Here is a 19,789-nt window from a genome sequence, read left to right on the forward strand (position 1 = left end):
ACCGGGTAACGCAACGCTGCGTACTGCCCAGCACAACAACCACCGACAATGTTTGCCCTGAGGGGAGCGCTGATTTATATCGCGAGCGCAGCAATAAATCCGTGTTTCCCTGGATCGATCAAGGAACGCTTGCCGTATGTCCATCACCTCCCAGCCGCGTCCAGCGCGACTGCGACCTCTCCTGCTGTGTACCGCACTGCCCGTTGCCGCGTTTGCTCAGACTGGCACAAGCGACGATGCCGCTTCGTCGGGTGCCGATGATCTCTCCCCGATGGTCGTCACTGCAACCCGCAACAAGAGCCTCGCAGGCAAGACGCCCCAGAAGGTCACCATCATTACCCGCGAGCAGATCGAGCAGCAGCTGGCGATCACCCAGGACCCCAGCCAGGTACTCAGCAACCTGGTTCCTTCCTACTCGCCCAGCCGCCAGAAGCTCAACAATACTGGCGAGACCTTCCGCGGCCGCTCGGTGCTGTTCATGATCGATGGCGTGCCCCAGAGCAACCCACTGCGCGATGGCGGGCGGGACAGTTACACCATCGATCTCTCCATGGTCGAGCGCATCGAGGTCATCCATGGCGCCAGCGCCGAGCACGGCCTGGGCGCCACCGGTGGCATCATCAACTACGTGACCAAGGGCTCAGATGGCCCCGGCGTCCGCCAACATGCCGGCATTAGCCTGACCAGCGACGACGACTTCAAGTCGGACGGCTTCGGCCACAAGCTGGACTACCGGATCAGCGGCCAACAAGGCGACTGGGACTATCAGTTTGCCGCCAGCCGCCAGGAACGTGGCGTCTTCTACGACGGCAACGACGAAATCGTCGGCATGGCCTATCACGGTGAAGTGCAGAACTCCACCAGCTACGACCTGATGGCCAAGGCGGGGTACTGGTTCGACGACAACCAGAACCTCGAGTTCTCCCTCAACCATTTCGACCTCGATATCGGCGACGACTATGTGCCGGTATCCGGCGATCGTGACGCAGGCATACCGACCACGGCCCGCAAGGGCACTCCGGATAACGACCCGGGCTACAACGAATCCACCACCGCCCGATTGTCGTACTCCCATGCCGACTGGCTGGGCAACGATGTCGACGCCCAGCTTTACACCCAGCGCTTCCGCGCCCAGTTCGGTGCCACCGGCCTTGGCTCCTTCCCCTACCAGGACGACGCCGGCAATACCCTTTATGACCACACGCGCAATGAGTCCGACAAGGTCGGCGCCAAGTTCACCCTGAGCCGCGACGGCCTGCTGGATGATCGCCTGACCCTGACCACCGGCCTCGACCTGCTGCAGGACGAGACCCAGCAAGTTCTGGTGAAGACCGACCGCAACTATGTGCCGGAAAGCCAGTTCCGCAATTATGCGGCCTTCCTGCAGGGCGACGTCGACGTCACCGACGCCCTGAGCCTGCATGCCGGGGTCCGCCAGGAGCATGCCAAGCTGAACGTCGACGACTACTCGACCGTGGATCGCAGCACGAGCGTCGAGAACGACCTGGTCGCGGTGAACGGCGGCAATCCCAGCTTCGACGAGACGCTGTTCAACGCCGGCATCGTCTATCAGGCTACCGACTGGGCCCAGCTCTACGCCAACTACTCCGAAGGCTTCGGCATGCCCGATGTGGGCCGTGTATTGCGAGGCGTCAGCACGCCTGGCCAGGGCGTCGACACCCTGATCGATCTCTCGCCCATCGTCACCGACAACCGCGAGATCGGCGCGCGCTTCAACTGGGATCGCTACGGGCTCGAGCTGAGCTACTACGAATCGAATTCCGATCTCGGCCAGCGCATCCAGCCCGATGCCCAAGGCAACTACCGCGTCCAGCGGGAGAAGACCGAAATCCAGGGCATCGAGATCACCGGCGAGGCCCGCTTGAACGATGCCCACGACCTGCGCCTCTCCTATACCCATGCCGAGGGCAAGTCCGACACCGACGGCGATGGCAGCGTCGACACCAAGTTGACGGGCCGCGACCTGGCGCCGGACACCCTGAAGCTGGCCTGGAGCGCGTCCTGGAACGACAAGCTGTCCACTCACCTGCAGTACAGTCGCTACTTCGATCGCAGCTTCGATGATCCGGCGATCGAATTCGACGGCTATGGCCTGCTCGATGCATCGCTGGCCTATCGCCTGCCGGTGGGCCGTGCCAGCCTGGGCATCGAGAACCTCACCGACGAGGACTACTTCACCTACTACTCGCAGTCGTTCCCCCAGTCATCCGCGCTCGAAGACGATCTGTACTTCAAGGGCCGTGGGCGAACCCTGACCCTGAGCTACCAGCTCGATTTCTGAAGCGGCCTGTCGAGCGGCACCCTCGGGTGCCGCTTCTTCTCCGCTTGCCTGCCCGACCTGCAAAGACCGACATACAATGCCCGACACCCTATCGCGTGGGCCCCAGGCGCTGACGGCCATGGCCAGCAGGCCTTTCCCCCGCTGGCTGGCAGCGCTGCTGGCATCCCTCCTGCCATGGACCGCCGCCCTCGCCACCGACGACGCCCGTGATGCCATCACCGTTGCCAACGCCTTCGGCGACACTCGCGTTCCTGCCACACCAGAGCGCGTCGTCACCCTCTACCAGGGGGCGACGGACAGCGCGGTGGCGCTCGGCATCACGCCGGTGGGCGTCGTCGACTCCTGGCTGGAGCAGCCCATGTATCGCTACCTGCGCGAGGCGCTGGCCGGCGTGGAGCACGTCGGCCTGGAGACCCAGCCCAACCTGGAGAAGGTGGCCTGGCTGGAGCCGGAGCTGATCGTGGCCACGCGCTTTCGGCACGAACGGGTCCGACCGCTGCTGGAACGCATTGCACCGACGGTCGCCACCGACAGTGTCTTCGACTTCAAGGCCACCCTGTCGCTGGTGGCCGAGGCCACGGGGCGGGAGTCCCGCGCCCGCGAACTGCTGCAGGCCTGGGACGCTCGCGTGGCGGACTTTCGCCGCAAGATCGCCGACCGACTGGGTGACGACTGGCCACAGAAGGCCGCCGTGGTGCGTTTCAAGAGCGATCACCTGCGCATCTATTCGACGGGATTCGCCGGCTCGATCCTCGATGAACTGGGCTTCGAACAGCCGGCATCCGTCCAGGACCAGGGCTGGGGCATGAAGCTGACCAGCGAGGAAAACATCCCGGTCATCAATGCCGACGTGATCTTCGTGCTGCTCGAACCGGACGACCCCGCCATCGCCCGGAACTACCGGCACTGGACGTCTCACCCCCTCTGGCAGCGACTGGATGCCGTGCATAACGACCGTGTCTTCGAGGTCGACGCGGTGAACTGGATCATGGGCGGCGGCATCCTGGCCGCCAATGCCATGCTCGACGATCTCTACCGCCACTATGGGCTGGACACCCCCAGCGAGACCGCGACGCTCAGCGCCGCGTGCTCCGCGGATAGCGCCGCGGAGCCCCGAGCCCGGGACGAGGAGCCGGACGCATGCTGAACCAGCGTGTTTCACGGATCGCGGGGCTGCTGCTGGGACTGGTGCTGGTCGCGACAGCCTTCGCGGCCAGCGTCATGCTGGGCACCACGGAGATCGCCCCGCCGACCTTCGTCCAGGCGCTGATTCACTACGATCCCACTCGGGTCGCGCATATCATCATCGTCACGGAACGCCTGCCACGCGCGGTCATCGCCGCCCTGGTCGGCGCCAGCCTGGCCATCGCCGGCGCCCTGATGCAGACCATGACCCGCAATCCCCTCGCCTCTCCGGGTATCCTGGGAATCAACGCCGGAGCCATGTTCTTCGTGGTCATCGCCGTCTCGCTGCTACCCCTCCACACGCCGGCCGAGGTTGTCTGGGCGGCGCTGCTGGGGGCCCTGGTCGCGGCCTGTCTGGTGGTGATGCTGAGCCGCGGCCGCCAGGGAGAACTGTCGCCGTTGCGGGTCGTCCTGGCGGGCGTGGCCATCACCGCCATGTTCGTCTCGTTCAGCCAGGGCTTGCTGATCATCGACCGCCAGAGCTTCGAGAGCGTGCTGTACTGGCTGGCCGGCTCCGTCTCCGGACGCGAGCTGTCGCTGGTGGTGCCGCTGCTGCCGCTGTTCGGCGGCGCCCTGCTGCTTTGTGCGCTGCTCGTCCGCCACGCCAATGCCCTGCTGCTGGGCGACGACATGGCCGAGGGCCTGGGCATGCACGCCGGTACCATCAAGCTGCTGCTCGGCTTGGTGGTGATCCTGCTTGCCGGCAGTTCGGTCGCGCTGGCCGGCATGATCGGCTTCGTCGGGCTGATCGTGCCCCACATGGCCCGGGGACTCTTCGGTGTCGACCACCGCTGGCTGCTGCCGGCCTGCGCCCTGCTGGGCGCGAGCCTGCTGCTGCTGGCCGATGTGGCCTCGCGCTTCCTGATGCCCCCGCAGGATGTACCGGTGGGCGTGATGACCGCCCTGATCGGCACGCCCTTTTTCATCTACCTGGCACGCAGGAAGCAGGCCTGACCATGACCCACTCCGCTTCCCTGAAACAGCAGGGCGATGGCACCGTCGATACTCGCGCGACCCGCTATCCGGGTATCGCCGCCCTGCTCGTGCTGGTCCTGCTGGCCAGCATGGGCCTGTCACTGAGCCTGGGCAGCTTCCCCACCCCGTTCGGCAGAGTGCTGGACGCGCTGGTCGAGCCCCGGGCAAGCGACATCGCCTTCATCATCTGGGAACTGCGCCTGCCACGCATCCTGCTGGCCGTGCTGGTGGGTGCGGCCCTGGCCGTGGCCGGTGCCATCCTCCAGGGCATCGTGCGCAATCCGCTGGCCTCCCCGGACGTGATCGGCATCACCAGCGGCGCCGCCTTGGCCGCCGTGGCCTTCATGGCATCGTTCGGTGCCGGCCTGAGTCTTCATTGGCTGCCGGCCTCCGCGCTGCTCGGCGCGCTGCTGTCCGCCCTGCTGGTGTTCCTGCTGGCCTGGCAACGGGGCATTGCGCCCTCGCGCATGGTGCTGGTCGGCATCGGGCTCTCCGCCGCCATGGGGGCCGTGACCACCCTGCTGATCGTGGTCAGCGACGATGCCGCCGCCATGACGGCCTATGTATGGCTGACCGGCAGCCTCTACGCCGCTCAGTGGCAGGACGTGCTCGGCATGCTGCCCTGGCTGCTGGTCGCCCTTCCCCTGTGCCTGACCCGGGCGCGGCACATGGACGCCATGGCGCTGGGCGATCATGTGGCCCTGGGGCTGGGCGTGAACATCCTGCGCAGCCGGCTGCTGTTGATGGCCTGCAGCGTGGCACTGGCAGGGGCGGCCGTGGCCTTCGCCGGAGGGCTCAGCTTCGTGGGCCTGATCGCTCCCCATATCGCCGCCCGTCTGGTGGGACGGGGCTTCGCCCGGCTGGTACCCGCCGCCGCCCTGGTCGGCGCCCTGATCGTGCTCTACGCCGATCTCCTCGGCCGGGTGGCCTTCCTGCCCGAGGACCTGCCCGCCGGCATCTTCGTCTCGGGCGTGGGCGCGCCCTTCTTCGTCTATCTGCTGTACCGAAGCCGTGATGTCGCTCGGGGCTGATCCGTCGACGCATTGCATGCGTTGAAAATGAGAACTTTTTATCTTACGGTCTTCGGCCCCGATACCACACCGACGAGTCGCCCCATGCCCTCGATCCCTGCCAAGCCACCGCGACTGACGGGCGAAGCCCTGTGCGCCGGCTACGATTCCCGGCGCGTGCTGGACGGTGTCGATCTGACGGTGGCCGAGGGCAAGCTGACGATATTGCTCGGTCCGAACGGTAGCGGGAAATCGACGCTGCTGAAGACACTGGCGCGCACCCTGACGCCCAGCGCCGGCCGTGTGTACCTCGATGGCCAGGACATCCATCGCCGCAACACGCGGGAGGTGGCCCAGCGCCTGGGTATCCTGCCGCAAGGCCCCACCGCACCGGAGGGGCTGACGGTCAGGCAACTGGTTGGCATGGGGCGTTTTCCCCACCAGCGGCTCTGGCAACAGGATGCCGAGCGCGATGCCCGCGCCATTCGCGAGGCCATGGCCCACGCCGACGTCACCGAGTTCGCCGAGCGCAGCGTCGACGCGCTCTCCGGCGGCCAGCGCCAGCGCTGCTGGATCGCCATGGTACTGGCCCAGGAGACGGACCTGATCCTGCTCGACGAGCCCACCACCTTTCTCGACCTCAAGGTGCAGGTCGACCTCCTCGAACTGCTCTCGCGCCTGGCCCACGAGCACGGCCGAACCCTGCTGGTGGTACTGCACGACCTCAACCTGGCCGCCGCCTACGCCGACACTCTGGTGATGATGCGCGACGGCGCCATTCTCCGGCAGGGCGCCCCGCGGGACGTTTTCACCGCCGCCAATCTCAAGGCGGTCTTCGATCTCGATGCCAACGTCATTCGCGATCCGCACTCCCGCCGCCTGGTGTGCGTGCCCACGCCAGGCGTGCACGCAGCCGCGACGTCCTCGCCGGCCATCAAAGGGGTAGCGCCATGAGCCAACGCTTCTGCGCCGTGGAAAGCCGCGCCATCGACGACCCGCTTGTCGGCAGCGGCGCTCATCTCGAACGCAACCTGCTGCTCAGTTGGCCGCGCCCCAAGTGGCAACGCAATCTGCGTCAGGCCAGCGACATGCCCGAGACGCTCTCGGCGGCCCTCCACGCCCTCCCCGACGAGGGGCGTCGCGTCAACCTGATCCACCGGCGGGAGCAGCCCGAACGACACCATCGCGTCTTCCTGATGCCGGAACGCCAGGCCTTCGATGTTCCCCGCGAGGCGCTGGGCGACTTCATCGCGGCGCTGCGACGCGGCGACGACCTGACCGCCTGGCGACCCGAGCCGGTCGACCGCTCCCTGGTGCTTTGCTGCACCCACGGCAAGAAGGACAAGTGCTGCGCCAAGTTCGGTTTCGCCACCTACAAGGCCATGGCCGAGGCGGTGCGCCACCACGACCTGCCCTTCGATGTCTGGGAAAGCACCCACCTGGGCGGCTGCCGGCTGGCAGCCAGCGCCCTGGTGCTGCCTCAGTTGCGCAAGTATGGGCGTATCGGCGACGACGACATCCTGCCGCTGCTGGAAAGCGAGGCCCGGGGGCGTCCTTATCTGCCCTGCTATCGCGGCGACTCACGCCTGACACCGCGTCGCCAGTGCGCCCAGGTCGCCGCCCTGGAATGGCTGGCGGCCCAGGGCCTGGAAGCGGACATCGAGGTCGTCGACGACGCCGAAGAGACCGACGCCCCCCACCACGAGGTGGCGGTGAAATGGCAGGCTGCGCACCGGCAAGGCTGGCTGACCATCACCTGCCACACCCTCGAGCTGTTGCGCTACGACACCTGCGCCGACCTGGCGGACGGCCCCTCGCCGAGCCAGGTATGGCGTGCCGTCGAGGTCCGCGAGAGCCCCCCGATACCGGCGTGACCCGGATGACGGCTCAAGGGGCCGTCGTGGTCAGCGATCCGGTGCCGTTGCGCGTCGGTTCGAGAATTTCCCTGGCCATCTCGCGGCCCGCGGCGGTGAGCATGAGCGTCTCGCCCCGACGTTCGATCAGGCCTTCGGTACAACTGCGCTCGACCACCCGATTCGCCTTGGCGCCATCCCACAGCAGGTGTTCACTCAGTGCCCGGGTGACATTCTCCACCCACTGCTCCGGGCCGTCCTCATGATTGTAGAGATGCACTGCCAGGGTGCGGATCTCGTTGATCCGACGCTGGCCACGCCGCCTCAGCACCTGGGCGATCATGCCGTAGCGCGGCCCGACCAGGAAGGCCAGCAGCAAGAAGACGCCGGTCATCACCGCCATCATCCCGCCGATGGAAACGTTCCAGGCTACGGCCAGGAAGTACCCCGAGACACTGGAGGCGATCGAGACCAGGGCACCATAGATAAACATCATCCACAGGCGGTCCGTGAGTAGATAGGCCGTCGAGGGCGGCACGATGACGAAGGCCACGAAGAGCACCGCCCCTACCGCGTCGAAGGCGGCCACGGCAGTGCCGCTGGTCAACAGCAGCAACAGGTAGAACAGCACCCCGGGAGCCAGCCCCAGCGCCTTGGCCAAGGCCTCGTCGAAGGTGGCGATCTTGAGTTCCTTGTAGAAGAGCGTGACGAAGGCGCCGTTGATCAGCGTCATGGCGCCCATCCATACCAGCGACTGAGGCACCCGGTAGTCGCCGATCGTCAGGGTATCGAGCCATACGAAGCCGATCTCGCCGAGCAGCACCGTGTGGGTGTCGATATGCACATCCCGCGCGTAGAGGTTGAGCAGCAACACCCCCGCCGAGAACAGCACCGGAAACACCAGGCCAATGGCAGCGTCCTTCTTGACCCGCCGCGTGCTGACCAGCAGTTCGGTGAGAAAGACGGTGAGCAGCCCCGTCAGGGCCGCGCCGACGATCTGCACCGGCCCGCTCTGCTGGTGGGTCAGCAGCCAGACGACGACGATGCCGAAGACGATGGAGTGGCCGATGGCATCGGACAGCATGCTGACGCCACGCAGCACCAGGAAGGTGCCCACCAGCGAAGAGGCGATGCCGACCAGGGAGCCGACCAGCATGATCATCAAGGGGGCGTTGTCGAACAATGATGCCAGCATCAGAATTCCTCCCGACCCAGGGAGTCGAGGATGCGTTTGGCTTCTTCATGGCCCGTTGTCGTCAGCACCCAGTGCTTGGCCCCGCCGGGCTCGTCCGGCGGCGCCGATCGCCACTCGACCAGGCCACGCTTCTGCAACTGACGCAGCGCCGTCCGGGTGCGATGCCCATGGTAGGTATCCAGCATACCCTGCTCGGAACGGAACACCGGGTCGGCGTGATGCATGGCAAGGCGATAGAGCGTGGTCAGCACCTGCTGGTAGCGCAGTCGACGTCGACCGCGCCACAGTCGCACGCCTTCCCAGACGAACCCGCGACCCGGCGCCAGCAGCAACGACACCATCACCACGCTCGACACGCTGAGAATGATCAAAGGGCCGGTGGCCAGCCCGCGCGACAAGGCGCTCAGCACGGCGCCGAACACCCCGCCCGACACACCGATCACGGCGGCAAGCATCACCATGCCCTCGAGTCGCCGGCTCCACTGCCTTGCCGCCACCGCCGGGGCGATGATCATCGCCGCCATCAGCACCACACCGACCATCTGCAAGCCGACCACCACGGCCAGGGCAATCATCACCGTCAGTATCACCTCGAGCCACATCACCGGCATGCCGAGCGAGGCGGCGAACTCGGGATCGAAGGACACCAGCTTGAATTCCTTCCACAATGCACTCACCAGCACCAGGGCCACCAGCGTGATGCCGCCCATGATCCACAGGTCGCTGCGCAGCGTCGCCGCGGCCTGGCCGAACAGGAAGGCGTCGAGGCCGCCCTGGGCGGCGTTGTTCATGTTCTGAATGTGGGTCAGCAGCACGACCCCCAGGGCAAAGGACGTGCTCAGGGTGATGCCCAGCCCGGCATCGGTCTTGAGCCGGCTGTTTCGCGTCAGCAGCAGCATCACCAGGGCGGCCAGCGCCCCGGTGGTCAGCGCCCCCAGCAGGATGATGCCCATCTCCCGGGCACCGGCGATGATGAAGCCGATACACACGCCGGGCAGGGCCGCATGGGACATGGTGTCGCCGAGCAGGCTCTGCTTGCGCAGCACGGCGAAACTGCCCAGCACGCCGCTGATCAGCCCCAGCAGCGCCGCACCGATGGCCACGTTGCGAATCGTGTAGTCATGCAACAGTTCGAGCGGCGACATCGTTACGTCTCCGCGGTCTTGTCGGCGGGCATGAAGGCCGCCTCGTCGAGCAGGGCGATCTGCCCGCCGTAGGCGCGGCGCAGATTCTCGGCCGTATAGACGTCCTCCACATGCCCCTGAGCGATGACCCGGATATTGAGGATCAACAACCAATCGAAATAACTGCGTACCGTCTGCAGGTCATGGTGGACGACGATCACCGTCTTGCCGTCATCGCGCAGGCGGCGAAGGATATCCACGATGGCCCGTTCGGTGGTGGCATCGACCCCCGCCATGGGTTCATCGAGGAAATAGACATCGGCCTGCTGCACCAGGGCCCGGGCCAGGAAGACCCGTTGCTGCTGCCCGCCCGAAAGCTGGCTGATCTGGCGATCGGCGAAGTCCTGCATGCCGACCATCTCCAGTGCCTGCATGGCTTCCCGACGCTCGCCCCGGCCCGGTCGCTTGAGCCAGCCGAGCCGGCCATAGAGCCCCATGGTGACCACGTCCAGGGCGGTGGTCGGAAAATCCCAGTCGACACTGGAGCGTTGTGGCACATAGCCCACCCGCCGGCGACGCGACCGGTAGGGCCGACCGAACAGGGTGACATGGCCCGCCACCGAAGGTACCAGGCCCAGCACACTCTTGATCAAGGTGCTCTTGCCGGCACCGTTCGGGCCGACGATGGCCGCCATCACGCCGGGCGGCACGTCGAAGTCGATGTCCCACAGCACCGGCTTGCTATGGTAACTGACGGTCAGATCCTCGACGTGCAGGGCCAGATCCGGTTCATGCAGCGGCGTTGTCATGGGCGAAGCGGACTCTCGTATAATAGTGGTAAGGTCGGGGAAGCGCCGAAGGCCTCATGAGGAGACGTTGTCCCAGCGCGCGGCCCATTCGTCGAGGGCCTCGGGCAGCGCCAGCGTCTCGCCGCCGAGCGCCTCGACGATGTGCTGGGTATTACGATACAGCATGCCGATGTAGGTGCCATCGGCGGTACCAGCTTCGCCCATGGCATCCGAATAGAGTTGGCCGCCGACAGATACCTCCTGCCCCTTCTCGCGCGCGGCTTCAATGACAGCCTGTACGGTACGGGGGTTGATGGTGCTCTCGACGAACACCGCCGGCACGTCGCGATCCACGACCACCTGCGCCATCTCGCGGATATCCGCCACACCGGTTTCGGTCTCGGTACTGATGCCCTGGATACCGGCCACCTCGATGCCGTAGGCACGCCCGAAATAGTTGAAGGCATCATGTGCGGTGACCAGGATGCGCTGCTGTTCGGGAATCGACGCGATGCTCTCCTTCACCCACTGATGCAGGGCCTCGAGCTGCTCGGTGTAGCGCGACGCATTGTCCTGAATCCGCGATTGGCAATCGGGTCGGGCCTCGCTCAACGACTCGGCGACGGTCGGCACGATCTGCGACCACAGGGCGACATCCATCCACAGGTGAGGGTCGATGCCATAGACATCCTGGACGGTGATCAGGCTGCCCGTGTCGATGGATGACGGCGCCACCGCCACCGTCGGCTTGATCTCGGAGAAACGCTCCAGCACATCACCAAGCTGACCTTCCAGGGAATAGCCGGAATAGAAGATCATCTCGGCCTGCTGGAAGGTGGAAACGTCACGGGCACTGGCCTGGTAGAGATGAGGATCGACGCCCGGCCCCATCAAGGTCGTGACCTCGGCGCACTCACCGCCGACCTCGGCGACCACATCCCCCACCATGCCGGTAGTGGCCACCGCCTGTACCGGCGCCGATTGCTGCGCCATGGCCGGCGCGGCAACCAATGCCGTCACCATCGAAAGTCCTGCCGTCATCAGCCGAATTGCCATCCTGTTCTCCCATGCATGAGCGCGAGCACGCAGGTATAGCATTGGCCATGCCCCCGAGTAAAAGCCGTTGCATCAATCGGTGCGATATATAATCTTAAGGAGGTCGCCTGGGCGGAACTTCCCGCGACAATGCCACACCCATCGGCCGTCGATTGTTCGGCGCCAAGGATCATGGAGAGACCCTAATGACTTCACGCACCCCACTCAACACCGCCATTCGCCCCGTCCTGTTCGGTGCCAGCCTGCTGCTGTCGGCCAGCGCGATCGCTGCCCCCGAAGGCCTGTATTCCGCCAACGAACTGCTCGATGCCGATGTCTACGCCAAGTCCGACAGCACCGAGGCCATCGGCGAGGTGGAAGACGTGCTGCTCGACAATGACATGCGCGTCCACTCCCTGGTCATCGATGCCGGCGACCTGCTCGACCTGGGCGACAAGCAGTACGTGGTCGACGCCGAGCACTTTACCGTCGAAACCCGCAACGGCGACAGCCTCGAAAACATCGAGTACAGCGTCCACCTCGACCTCGATGCCCAGGCCCTCGGCGAGCAGCCCGAATACACCGATACCTGGTGGAACCAGGCCAAGGACAATCTCCAGCAGGCATGGAGCGACACCAAGGAAGGCGCCGCCAGCGCCTGGGAAACCACCCGCTCGGCCACCAGCGACGCCCTCGACAAGGCCGGCGACGCCCTGAAATCCGCCGGCGAGAAGACCCAGCAGGCCGCCGACGACGCCACTCAGTAAGCCGCCTGGTCACTATCACTGGTGGAATACTTGAACAAGGTGGTGCCTGTAACGGGCACCACCTGACAAGTGGTTGCAAGGCCCACACAACACCCTGACCAGGCCGGGAAGAATTGTCGAAAGAGCAGGAGCTACGAGTAGCGATGTAGCGGTCAAGTATTCCTGGTCACTGGCTCTTGAGCATTCCAGGATGTCTTCGCTTCGGCGCATGCTGTTCCATGAGCTCTGCGATCCACTCGATGAATACGCGCAACTTGGTGCTTACATGCCGATTTGGCGGAAACGCCAGGAACAACGGCATAGGGTCGAGCCGCCAATCTTCGAAAAGGGGGACTAACTCACCGGAGACAAGATGGTCCTTGGCCATGTAGTCCGGTAACCACAGGATCCCCAAACCGGCCAGACCCGCTGCAAGATAACCGTTGCCATCGTCTATCGATAAAACATGACGGCCTTGGACCTTGATACTCTCTTCATGTCGGTGCATGGCGAAGGTCTTACCGATGCGGGAGCCCAGAAAACCCACGATACGGTGGTGCGTATTTTCCAGCTCTTGAGGATGCAAGGGCAAACCGGAACGTTCTATGTAGCTTGGCGCTGCATAGACCCCTAGCTGCAAGTCGCCGATACGTCGTGCTACCAGTGATTGATCGGTGAGTTCGCCACCACGCACGACACAATCCACCTTCTCATCGATCAGGTCCACCATGCGATCGCTGGCCCCCATGTCCAGCTGAATTTCCGGGTATCGGGCATGGAAGTCAGGTAGAACCGGTACAATAAGCATGCGAGCCAGCGGGCTAGGGACATCAACTCTCAGCCGGCCTCTGGGCAAGGCCGAGGCGCTGGACAAGCTCGTCTCGGCATCGTCCAGGTCAGCAAGCAGCCGTAGTACACGCTCATAATAGGCGGCACCGTCGGCGGTCACATTAACCTTGCGTGTAGTGCGATTCAGCAGCCTGACACGCAACCGTGCCTCCAGGTGCTGAACATGTTGCGTCACGCTTGTCTTTCTCATGTGAAGGGTTTCGGCGGCCTTGGTGAAACTGCCGGTTTCAACCACCCGCACAAACGCCTGCATTGCATCAAAACGGTCCATAGCTTCTCTGGTTAACTCTCCATGGGGGCTTTTGGCGATTGTTCGTGTTCTACAAACAGTCCTGACTAAACTTGCTCGTTTATTCGCCCTCCACCGGTTCCTAAAGTATCACCATCGTTCATACAGGTCGCTTCGACCCGTTGATGGAGACATGACATGACCAAGCGTGACGTAGTTTTCCCGGCCGGACGCCAAGAGCTCTATGAGCGGAACCGGTATTCACCGGCAATTCGATCCAATGGATTTCTCTTCGTTTCAGGCCAGGTGGGTAGCCGAGATGATGGTTCCCCTGAGCCGGACCTGGAGGCACAAGTCAGGCTCGCCTTCAGTAATCTAGTGGAGATCCTGGCAACGGCAGAGTGCACATTCGACGATGTAATTGATACCACTGTATTCATAGTCGATCCCGAATCGAAATTCGAGACGATCTGGAAGGTGGTACCCGAGTTTTGGGGGAACGCGCCGCACCCGACGCTGACTGCCGTCGGTGTCACCTGGCTCTATGGTTTCGATTTTGAAATCAAGGTAATAGCAAAGCTACCGGAATAAGCTACTGGGTGATCTGGCCACCATTAGGCCGGCTCGATATGGCAACGAGCCATCTCGAGCCAGCCGAATCGTCACACGGCTATGCTCGTAGCCCCAATAACGCTCGGCTGATTGAACGAGCACATTACTCAATATATCGCCTGCTGGGGGCGAAGCGTTGATATTGCGGTATTACTCAAGTCGTTTTACCGCTACGTCTTTTCCTGAACTGGGCTGCCTTGTAGCGATTTCCACACAACGCCATGCTGCACCAGCGGCGCTTGTGCGCCTTGGTGCGATCATAGAACCATAGGATGCAGTCAGGGTGCTCGCACTGCTTGATGAAGGCGAAATTGCCTTCAACCAATAGCTGCGCCACTGCCTCGGCGACCGGACCGAGCAAGGATGCGACCTCCTCGCCACACGCGGTGCGGGTCAACATCAAGTTGCCTCCACTGTCATGTTCCAGATGCGGGGCGCTGAGGTAGGCGTGCAGGTAGTCGTTCAGAGCACTCACATCGCCTATCTCTCCCTGCTTGCACTGAACGATGAGCCGACGTGCCGCCGTCCTCAGCGCTACCGCCTGCGTCAGTAGCTCGGTAGGGGCTATCGCCTTGTCTCCTGATGTCGAAACGACACCACACCGCTCCAGCCATCTGAGCACATCGTCGCCGTTGTTCCAGTATTCGATGTCCTCGTCGTTGCTGCGCGCCTGCGTGTTCAGCAAGTCCATTGCGAGATGGTCGCCCAGCATCGGCGCCTCGGCCGAGCTGCCGTCGCGCCGTGTTCCTGCATCCGTCATCTCAATAACCTCTAAAAATAATATTGACAGGTTACCCTGGGCCGCTCACACTCAATCAAGTAACCGCTTTTCTTTGATTAAAGTGGTTACCAAAATTCTACACGAGTCCTTAACGCCAAGGAAAGTCATGAACACAGCCACTACCCTTGCCGCCAACGCTGCTGAGAGCCCTGTACAGATCCACTACGGGACAGTGGACATCCAGGGTGCCAACATTTTCTACCGCGAGGCGGGATCGTCAGACGCGCCAACGGTGCTGCTACTGCACGGTTTCGCCGCCTCGTCATACATGTTCCGCAACCTGATTCCGCAACTGGCCCAGAAATACCATGTGATCGCCCCCGATCTCCCAGGATTCGGGCAGACGACCGTCATGCCTGGCGTTGAATTCACCTACACGTTCGACAACTTGGCATCGGTGATTGACGACTTCACCGTGACCAAGGGGCTAGATCGCTACGCTATGTACGTGTTCGATTACGGTGCTCCGGTCGGCTGGCGACTGGCGGTAAAAAATCCGCAGAAGGTCACCGCGATTGTGAGCCAAAGCGGCAATGCCTACGAAGAGGGTTTGAGTGCAGGCTGGGCAGACATGCGTAAAGCGTGGGCCGAACCGACCACCGCCAACCGCGAGGCTCTGCGCCGGTTCAACACGCTTGAAATGCTCAAGTGGCAGTACACCGAAGGCGTCCATGACACTTCGTTGATTCCTCCGGAAGGCTATCAGCTGGCCCACGCGGCAATCGAGCGCATTGGCGTCGAAGTACAGATGGACCTGCTGCTCGACTACGGCCAGAACATCAAGCAGTACACGCAGGTGCATGAGTTCTTCCGCCGATACCACCCTCCCACGCTGGCGATCTGGGGGAAAAACGATCCATTCTTCACACCGCCCGGCGCCGAAGCGTTCAAGCGCGACAATCCAAAGGCCGAGGTGCATTTCCTCGACACTGGGCACTTCGCCATCGAAACCCACGGCAGGGAAATCGCCGCGAGAATGCTGGAATTTCTGGACCGAAGCATCAGACCTTAACCCCCTTCTTTCGATAGCGGGCCAAGGCCAGTAATGCCAGTCCACCAAGTGGAGTTAACAGCTCGGAGTACAGTATTTTATATCTTGCTGAATCACATGAAATGGCCACTTCATCGATAGGAGGTGGCCATTTTTTAACTGACTAGCTTCAGGAGAATGGCCGCTTCGGTTGAGCACCTATTCCCTGTCACACCTGTCGACTGTTTGATAGCTGCCGGGAACCACCAATGCTTCGTGGCCTATTCTCGAATCCGCCGCAACCCCGTCAATATCGGGGCTCCACTCTGCGGATCATGCATCAGGGTGCAATCCACACCGTAGAGTTCACGAACCAGCTCGCGCGTGACCACCTCGCCGGGCGGTCCCGCCGCCACCACTCTGCCCTCGCGCATCGCCACCAGGTAATCGGCATAGCGACAGGCAATCGGCAGGTCGTGCAGCACCATCGCCAGGGTTCGCCCCTCGTCGGCCAATTGCCGCACCAGCTCGAAGACTTCCAGTTGATGCCCAAGGTCGAGGGCCGAGGTCGGTTCGTCAAGCAACAGCAATGACGTCTGCTGGGCAATGATCATGGCGATCCAGGCGCGCTGGCGCTGTCCGCCGGAAAGCGAATCCAGCGGGCGATCGGCCAGGGAGTGCAGGTCCGCCGCTGCCAGCGCCTCGTCCACCACCCGACGATCCTCGGCCGACCATTGCCGCAACCAGCTCTGATGCGGCTGGCGACCGAAGCCGATCAACTCGGCAACGGTCAGCCCTTCCGGCGCCCGGGCTTCCTGGGGCAGCAACGCCAACCGCCGAGCCAGCTCCCGGGCCGGTAGTCGGACGATTTCGCTGCTATCGAGCAGCACATGGCCACCCTGCGGCGCGTGCAGGCGCGCCAGCCCCGCGAGCAGGGTCGACTTGCCGCACCCATTGGGGCCGACGATGGCGGTCACCTTGCCTGTGGGCAGGCAGAGATCCAGATCGACGACGACCGGCGTGCGGTCGTGGGCGAGCGTCAGTTTGCGAGCCTCCAGCGAACAAGCCACGGCATTCATCTCAGGCGACTCCTTGTGAACGAGGACGAATCAGGATCCACAGCAGCCAGGGCCCACCGACCACGGCGGTGACGATACCCACTGGAATCTCGAGCGGCGACAGCATCAAGCGCCCGACCAGGTCGGCCAGTACCATGATCAGGGCACCGGCCAGGGCCGATGCCAGCACCGGCACGCTACGCCGCGAGGCCAGGTGCCGGGCCAGCTCCGGGCCGAGCAGACCGACCATTCCCACCGGGCCGGCCACGGCCACGGCCAGGGCGGTCAGCGCGACCGAGGTGATCAGGACCTGGGCGCGACGTCGCCCCAGGCGGCTTCCCAGGCTGCGGGCCACGGATACGGAAAAGCCCATCAGGCTCAGGGAACGGCCCAGGGCCAGTGCCGCCGGCAGCCCCAACGCCAGCCCGATGGTCAACGCCCACACCGCGCCCTCGGGTCGAGCGCTGAGCGAGCCCACCGTCCAGGGATAGGCGGCATTGGCCACATCGATGGCGACCCGCGCCAGCAGCAGGTTAGTGATGGCACCGAACACCGCCCCGACGCCGATGCCGGCAACGATGAAGCGATAGCCCCGCGTGCCGCCCCCAAGCACCAGGCCGAAGGTCAGCGTCGTGGCGGTGGCAGCACCGGCCAGCGCCATGGCCGGTGGCGCCAGGCCGAAGCCGAGCCCCACCACCGAGGCCACGGCGAACGCCGTGGCACCGTTGTCGATACCGATGATGCCCGGCGTGGCCAGGCGATTGGCGGCCAGCGTCTGCATCAAGCACCCCGCCAGGGCAAAGGCCGCGCCAGTGGCAAGCGCCGCCCCGAGACGCGGCAGACGCAATGCGGAGACGAGAAAGGTCGACAAACCATCCCCCGTACCATGCAGGGCCGCGAGCACCTCGGCGGGCGACAACGTACGCTCGCCGAAACACAGATAGGCCAGCGATGCCGCCAGCACCAGGACCAGCAGCAGCAGGTTGGCAGCCAGGCTGCGACGATCCAGCAATACACTGAAACCGCCCCAGGCCAGCCGTCGGGTTCCCCGAGGCGATGCGACGGCATCCTCGGTTTCGACCCGGTCCAGTCGGGGCGACGATTGAACAAGCAGAGTCATGCGTTTCCTATAACATCGGCAGGCGGCGGCGCCTTACCACGGCGACCAGCACCGGCGCACCGCACAGCGCAGTCAGCACGCCGAGCGGCAGCTCCGAAGGCGCCACCACCCGCCGCGAGATGACATCGGCGACGAGCACCATCAGCGGCCCCAGCAACAGGCACAACCAGAGGCTGCGGCGAATGTCCGGCCCTGCCAGGGCCCGCGCGGCGAAGGGCACCACCAGGCCGACGAAGGCAATGGGGCCGGCAATGGCCGTCGCACCACCCACCAGCAGCGCAACCACCAGGATCGCCAACAGGCGAACCCGGCCGGGATGATGGCCGAGCCCGGCGGCGAGCCGCTCGCCCAAGGCCAGCGCGGCCAGTGGCCGCGCGATGAGCAGGGTGATCGCAGCAGCCACCGCGAAGCTCGGCAGAATTGCCAACAGATCCGCCAATTGTCGGCCGGACAGGCTGCCGACCACCCAGAAGCGTATTTCGTCGGCGGCACGTTGATCGAACAGCAACAACAAGGTGGTCAGCGCCGCCAGCAGCCCCGAGAAGGCCGCACCGGCCAGGACCAGGCGCACCGGATCGTGCCCGAGGCCACGAAAGCGCGCCACACCCAACACGCAGAGGCAACCGAGCAGAGCACCGAGCTGGGCCACACCGACCCTCAGCGTGGCCGCCGAAGTTCCCAGCAGCAGGGCGATGGCCACTGCGAAGGCGCTGCCGGCGCTGACGCCAAGCAAGCCGGGCTCGGCCAGCGGATTGCGCGACACCGCCTGCAGCAAGGCACCGGCAACGCCCAACGCCATGCCCACAGCCAGGCCGACCAGGGTCCGCGAGCCGCGCAGGGTGCCGACCACGAAACGCGCCTCGTCGTCTCCATGCCCCATCAGGACCGCCAGGGCGCGTTCCGCCCCCACATCACCCGCGCCCCATAGCAGGCTGGCCAGGCAGGCCAGCAACAGCAAGCCGGCCAGGGTCATCCCCTGGCCGGCCAGACGCCGATGAGCGGCACTCGCGATCATTGCTCGTCGGACAGCTGGGCCGCCTCGATGTCGTCGAGAACGGCCTGGGCGGCCAAGGGCCCGGAAGCGCTGGTCCAGAGCTGACCGTCCACCGGGATAACGCGATCGCGCTTAGCCACCTCGAGTTGGGAAAAGGCTGGCGACTGACGCGCGGCAGCCAGTGCCTCGCGACCGTCTTCGTTGAGCGTGGCCATGAACAGCAGCTCCTCATCGACCTTGCCCAGGTTTTCCAGGCTCAGCGGATCGCTGTGAGGCCGTCCTTGCTTGACCAGCCCGGCGTCGGTGACATCAAAGCCAGTGGCTGCGAGCATCCCCGTGGAGAAAAGCTCAGTCGACATCACCAGCGGCCCTTGCGGCATCCAGCGCACCAGCGCCACTGACGTACCCTCGGTGCCCAGGCGTTCGGCGAGAGCGTCGGCGCGGTTTTCCACGGCCTCAATGGCAGCATCCACCTCCTCGGCATGGCCGAGCGCTTCGCCATACAGGCGTGCCTCGCTTTTCCAGCCATCCGGCGAGAACCCTGCGCTTTCAGGCACCACGGTGGGCGCTAGCTGTGAGATCAGCGCGTACTGCTCATCGCTCAGGGTCGGTGCGGCGAGAATCAAGTCCGGGTTCTGAGTGGCGATCGCCTCGAGATTGAACTCCCGACTGGTGCCCACCATGGCGATATCCGGCACCTGCTCGCTCAGATAATCGGCCACGCTCTCGCCGCCTCGCGTGGCCACGGCGGCCAGCGGCGTGACGCCGGCAGCCAGGGCGGTATCCAGCGCCCCTTCGTAAAGCGTGACGACACGCGACGGCTGACCGTCGATTTCCACCTCACCATAGGCAGTGTCGAGGGTTCTGGCCTGGGCGGGGCCGGCGGCAATGGCGAGCGCCGCCATCAGGCAGGCGCCCAACAGGGGCGATGTCTTGAGCGGGGAAAGTGACATGATGTCTCCT

The 19,789-nt window shown here is 64.4% G+C and carries 19 protein-coding genes; 9 read left to right on the plus strand and 10 right to left on the minus strand.

The window, feature by feature from the left end; translation table 11 throughout:
- The first annotated feature begins 136 nt into the window (after positions 1-136).
- The 6 genes from FZZ93_RS02730 to FZZ93_RS02755 all read left to right on the plus strand — a co-directional run bounded on the left by FZZ93_RS02730 (position 137) and on the right by FZZ93_RS02755 (position 7,346).
- The gene (locus FZZ93_RS02730) at positions 137-2,302 is read left to right on the plus strand and encodes a TonB-dependent receptor (protein WP_149320783.1); all 2,166 of its coding nucleotides are present in this window, start codon (positions 137-139) and stop codon (positions 2,300-2,302) included.
- Positions 2,303-2,420: 118 nt separating this feature from the next.
- Complete coding sequence (locus FZZ93_RS02735) at positions 2,421-3,449, plus strand: ABC transporter substrate-binding protein (protein ID WP_149320845.1); 1,029 nt, start codon at positions 2,421-2,423, stop codon at positions 3,447-3,449.
- Positions 3,443-4,441, plus strand: coding sequence for a FecCD family ABC transporter permease (locus FZZ93_RS02740; RefSeq protein ID WP_149320784.1), 999 nt, complete (start codon positions 3,443-3,445; stop codon positions 4,439-4,441). The genes FZZ93_RS02735 and FZZ93_RS02740 overlap by 7 nt, the downstream gene beginning before the upstream one ends.
- Positions 4,442-4,443: 2 nt before the next feature.
- Positions 4,444-5,493, plus strand: coding sequence for a FecCD family ABC transporter permease (locus FZZ93_RS02745; protein WP_149320785.1), 1,050 nt, complete (start codon positions 4,444-4,446; stop codon positions 5,491-5,493).
- An 84-nt stretch (positions 5,494-5,577) separates the two neighbouring features.
- Positions 5,578-6,426 carry an ABC transporter ATP-binding protein gene (locus FZZ93_RS02750; protein ID WP_149320786.1) on the plus strand — a complete coding sequence of 283 codons (849 nt, stop codon included), beginning with the start codon at positions 5,578-5,580 and terminating at the stop codon, positions 6,424-6,426.
- Entirely contained in the window at positions 6,423-7,346 is a 924-nt protein-coding gene (locus tag FZZ93_RS02755) for a ferredoxin family protein (protein WP_149320787.1), read from the plus strand. The genes FZZ93_RS02750 and FZZ93_RS02755 overlap by 4 nt, the downstream gene beginning before the upstream one ends.
- A 13-nt stretch (positions 7,347-7,359) precedes the next feature.
- On the opposite strand, the gene FZZ93_RS02760 is transcribed toward FZZ93_RS02755, so the two are convergent.
- From FZZ93_RS02760 to FZZ93_RS02775, 4 genes are read right to left on the minus strand one after another with little or no spacing between them, the layout of a single operon-like run.
- Positions 7,360-8,520: a metal ABC transporter permease gene (locus tag FZZ93_RS02760; protein WP_149320788.1), complete on the minus strand. Its 1,161-nt coding sequence runs from the start codon at positions 8,518-8,520 to the stop codon at positions 7,360-7,362.
- The gene (locus FZZ93_RS02765; protein WP_149320789.1) at positions 8,520-9,665 is read right to left on the minus strand and encodes a metal ABC transporter permease; all 1,146 of its coding nucleotides are present in this window, start codon (positions 9,663-9,665) and stop codon (positions 8,520-8,522) included. Before FZZ93_RS02765 ends, FZZ93_RS02760 begins: the two co-directional genes overlap by 1 nt.
- A 2-nt stretch (positions 9,666-9,667) precedes the next feature.
- Complete coding sequence (locus tag FZZ93_RS02770) at positions 9,668-10,453, minus strand: metal ABC transporter ATP-binding protein (RefSeq protein WP_149320790.1); 786 nt, start codon at positions 10,451-10,453, stop codon at positions 9,668-9,670.
- Positions 10,454-10,507: 54 nt separating this feature from the next.
- Positions 10,508-11,488 carry a metal ABC transporter solute-binding protein, Zn/Mn family gene (locus FZZ93_RS02775; RefSeq protein WP_149320791.1) on the minus strand — a complete coding sequence of 327 codons (981 nt, stop codon included), beginning with the start codon at positions 11,486-11,488 and terminating at the stop codon, positions 10,508-10,510.
- 185 nt (positions 11,489-11,673) lie between these two features.
- On the opposite strand from FZZ93_RS02775, the gene FZZ93_RS02780 reads away from it, so the two are divergent.
- Entirely contained in the window at positions 11,674-12,234 is a 561-nt protein-coding gene (locus FZZ93_RS02780; RefSeq protein WP_149320792.1) for a PRC-barrel domain-containing protein, read from the plus strand.
- A 166-nt stretch (positions 12,235-12,400) separates the two neighbouring features.
- Here the strand turns inward: FZZ93_RS02780 and FZZ93_RS02785 are convergent, their stop codons facing one another.
- Positions 12,401-13,333, minus strand: coding sequence for a LysR family transcriptional regulator (locus FZZ93_RS02785; RefSeq protein WP_149320793.1), 933 nt, complete (start codon positions 13,331-13,333; stop codon positions 12,401-12,403).
- A 156-nt stretch (positions 13,334-13,489) separates the two neighbouring features.
- Here FZZ93_RS02785 and FZZ93_RS02790 point away from each other — a divergent pair, with 156 nt between their 5' ends.
- On the plus strand, positions 13,490-13,882 hold the full coding sequence (locus FZZ93_RS02790) for a RidA family protein (protein WP_149320794.1): 393 nt from the start codon (positions 13,490-13,492) through the stop codon (positions 13,880-13,882).
- 175 nt (positions 13,883-14,057) lie between these two features.
- On the opposite strand, the gene FZZ93_RS02795 is transcribed toward FZZ93_RS02790, so the two are convergent.
- Entirely contained in the window at positions 14,058-14,663 is a 606-nt protein-coding gene (locus FZZ93_RS02795; RefSeq protein WP_149320795.1) for a CGNR zinc finger domain-containing protein, read from the minus strand.
- Between the two features lie 127 nt (positions 14,664-14,790).
- On the opposite strand from FZZ93_RS02795, the gene FZZ93_RS02800 reads away from it, so the two are divergent.
- Positions 14,791-15,696 carry an alpha/beta fold hydrolase gene (locus FZZ93_RS02800; protein WP_149320796.1) on the plus strand — a complete coding sequence of 302 codons (906 nt, stop codon included), beginning with the start codon at positions 14,791-14,793 and terminating at the stop codon, positions 15,694-15,696.
- A 239-nt stretch (positions 15,697-15,935) separates the two neighbouring features.
- Here FZZ93_RS02800 and FZZ93_RS02805 read toward each other — a convergent pair whose 3' ends face one another.
- From FZZ93_RS02805 to FZZ93_RS02820, 4 genes are read right to left on the minus strand one after another with little or no spacing between them, the layout of a single operon-like run.
- On the minus strand, positions 15,936-16,733 hold the full coding sequence (locus FZZ93_RS02805; protein WP_149320797.1) for an ABC transporter ATP-binding protein: 798 nt from the start codon (positions 16,731-16,733) through the stop codon (positions 15,936-15,938).
- 1 nt (position 16,734) lies between these two features.
- A complete protein-coding gene (locus FZZ93_RS02810) occupies positions 16,735-17,832 on the minus strand; it encodes a FecCD family ABC transporter permease (RefSeq protein ID WP_149320798.1) in 1,098 nt (365 codons plus the stop codon).
- Positions 17,833-17,839: 7 nt separating this feature from the next.
- The gene (locus FZZ93_RS02815; RefSeq protein ID WP_149320799.1) at positions 17,840-18,847 is read right to left on the minus strand and encodes a FecCD family ABC transporter permease; all 1,008 of its coding nucleotides are present in this window, start codon (positions 18,845-18,847) and stop codon (positions 17,840-17,842) included.
- Positions 18,844-19,779, minus strand: a complete 936-nt coding sequence (locus tag FZZ93_RS02820) for an ABC transporter substrate-binding protein (RefSeq protein ID WP_149320800.1) — start codon at positions 19,777-19,779, stop codon at positions 18,844-18,846. The genes FZZ93_RS02815 and FZZ93_RS02820 overlap by 4 nt, the downstream gene beginning before the upstream one ends.
- Positions 19,780-19,789 lie beyond the last annotated feature (10 nt).

This window comes from Halomonas eurihalina (assembly GCF_008274785.1).
GTDB classification, from domain to species: Bacteria; Pseudomonadota; Gammaproteobacteria; order Pseudomonadales; family Halomonadaceae; genus Halomonas; species Halomonas eurihalina.

What these genes read in the sequence shown, in the direction of transcription:
- FZZ93_RS02780 (WP_149320792.1), top strand. Translation starts at nt 11,674, where the DNA reads ATGACTTCACGCACCCCACTCAACACCGCCATTCGCCCCGTCCTGTTC.
- FZZ93_RS02785 (WP_149320793.1), bottom strand. Translation starts at nt 13,333, where the DNA reads ATGGACCGTTTTGATGCAATGCAGGCGTTTGTGCGGGTGGTTGAAACC.
- FZZ93_RS02745 (WP_149320785.1), top strand. Translation starts at nt 4,444, where the DNA reads ATGACCCACTCCGCTTCCCTGAAACAGCAGGGCGATGGCACCGTCGAT.
- FZZ93_RS02750 (WP_149320786.1), top strand. Translation starts at nt 5,578, where the DNA reads ATGCCCTCGATCCCTGCCAAGCCACCGCGACTGACGGGCGAAGCCCTG.
- FZZ93_RS02800 (WP_149320796.1), top strand. Translation starts at nt 14,791, where the DNA reads ATGAACACAGCCACTACCCTTGCCGCCAACGCTGCTGAGAGCCCTGTA.
- FZZ93_RS02810 (WP_149320798.1), bottom strand. Translation starts at nt 17,832, where the DNA reads ATGACTCTGCTTGTTCAATCGTCGCCCCGACTGGACCGGGTCGAAACC.
- FZZ93_RS02820 (WP_149320800.1), bottom strand. Translation starts at nt 19,779, where the DNA reads ATGTCACTTTCCCCGCTCAAGACATCGCCCCTGTTGGGCGCCTGCCTG.
- FZZ93_RS02760 (WP_149320788.1), bottom strand. Translation starts at nt 8,520, where the DNA reads ATGCTGGCATCATTGTTCGACAACGCCCCCTTGATGATCATGCTGGTC.
- FZZ93_RS02730 (WP_149320783.1), top strand. Translation starts at nt 137, where the DNA reads ATGTCCATCACCTCCCAGCCGCGTCCAGCGCGACTGCGACCTCTCCTG.
- FZZ93_RS02790 (WP_149320794.1), top strand. Translation starts at nt 13,490, where the DNA reads ATGACCAAGCGTGACGTAGTTTTCCCGGCCGGACGCCAAGAGCTCTAT.
- FZZ93_RS02775 (WP_149320791.1), bottom strand. Translation starts at nt 11,488, where the DNA reads ATGGCAATTCGGCTGATGACGGCAGGACTTTCGATGGTGACGGCATTG.
- FZZ93_RS02770 (WP_149320790.1), bottom strand. Translation starts at nt 10,453, where the DNA reads ATGACAACGCCGCTGCATGAACCGGATCTGGCCCTGCACGTCGAGGAT.
- FZZ93_RS02815 (WP_149320799.1), bottom strand. Translation starts at nt 18,847, where the DNA reads ATGATCGCGAGTGCCGCTCATCGGCGTCTGGCCGGCCAGGGGATGACC.
- FZZ93_RS02765 (WP_149320789.1), bottom strand. Translation starts at nt 9,665, where the DNA reads ATGTCGCCGCTCGAACTGTTGCATGACTACACGATTCGCAACGTGGCC.
- FZZ93_RS02740 (WP_149320784.1), top strand. Translation starts at nt 3,443, where the DNA reads ATGCTGAACCAGCGTGTTTCACGGATCGCGGGGCTGCTGCTGGGACTG.
- FZZ93_RS02805 (WP_149320797.1), bottom strand. Translation starts at nt 16,733, where the DNA reads ATGAATGCCGTGGCTTGTTCGCTGGAGGCTCGCAAACTGACGCTCGCC.
- FZZ93_RS02735 (WP_149320845.1), top strand. Translation starts at nt 2,421, where the DNA reads ATGGCCAGCAGGCCTTTCCCCCGCTGGCTGGCAGCGCTGCTGGCATCC.
- FZZ93_RS02795 (WP_149320795.1), bottom strand. Translation starts at nt 14,663, where the DNA reads ATGACGGATGCAGGAACACGGCGCGACGGCAGCTCGGCCGAGGCGCCG.
- FZZ93_RS02755 (WP_149320787.1), top strand. Translation starts at nt 6,423, where the DNA reads ATGAGCCAACGCTTCTGCGCCGTGGAAAGCCGCGCCATCGACGACCCG.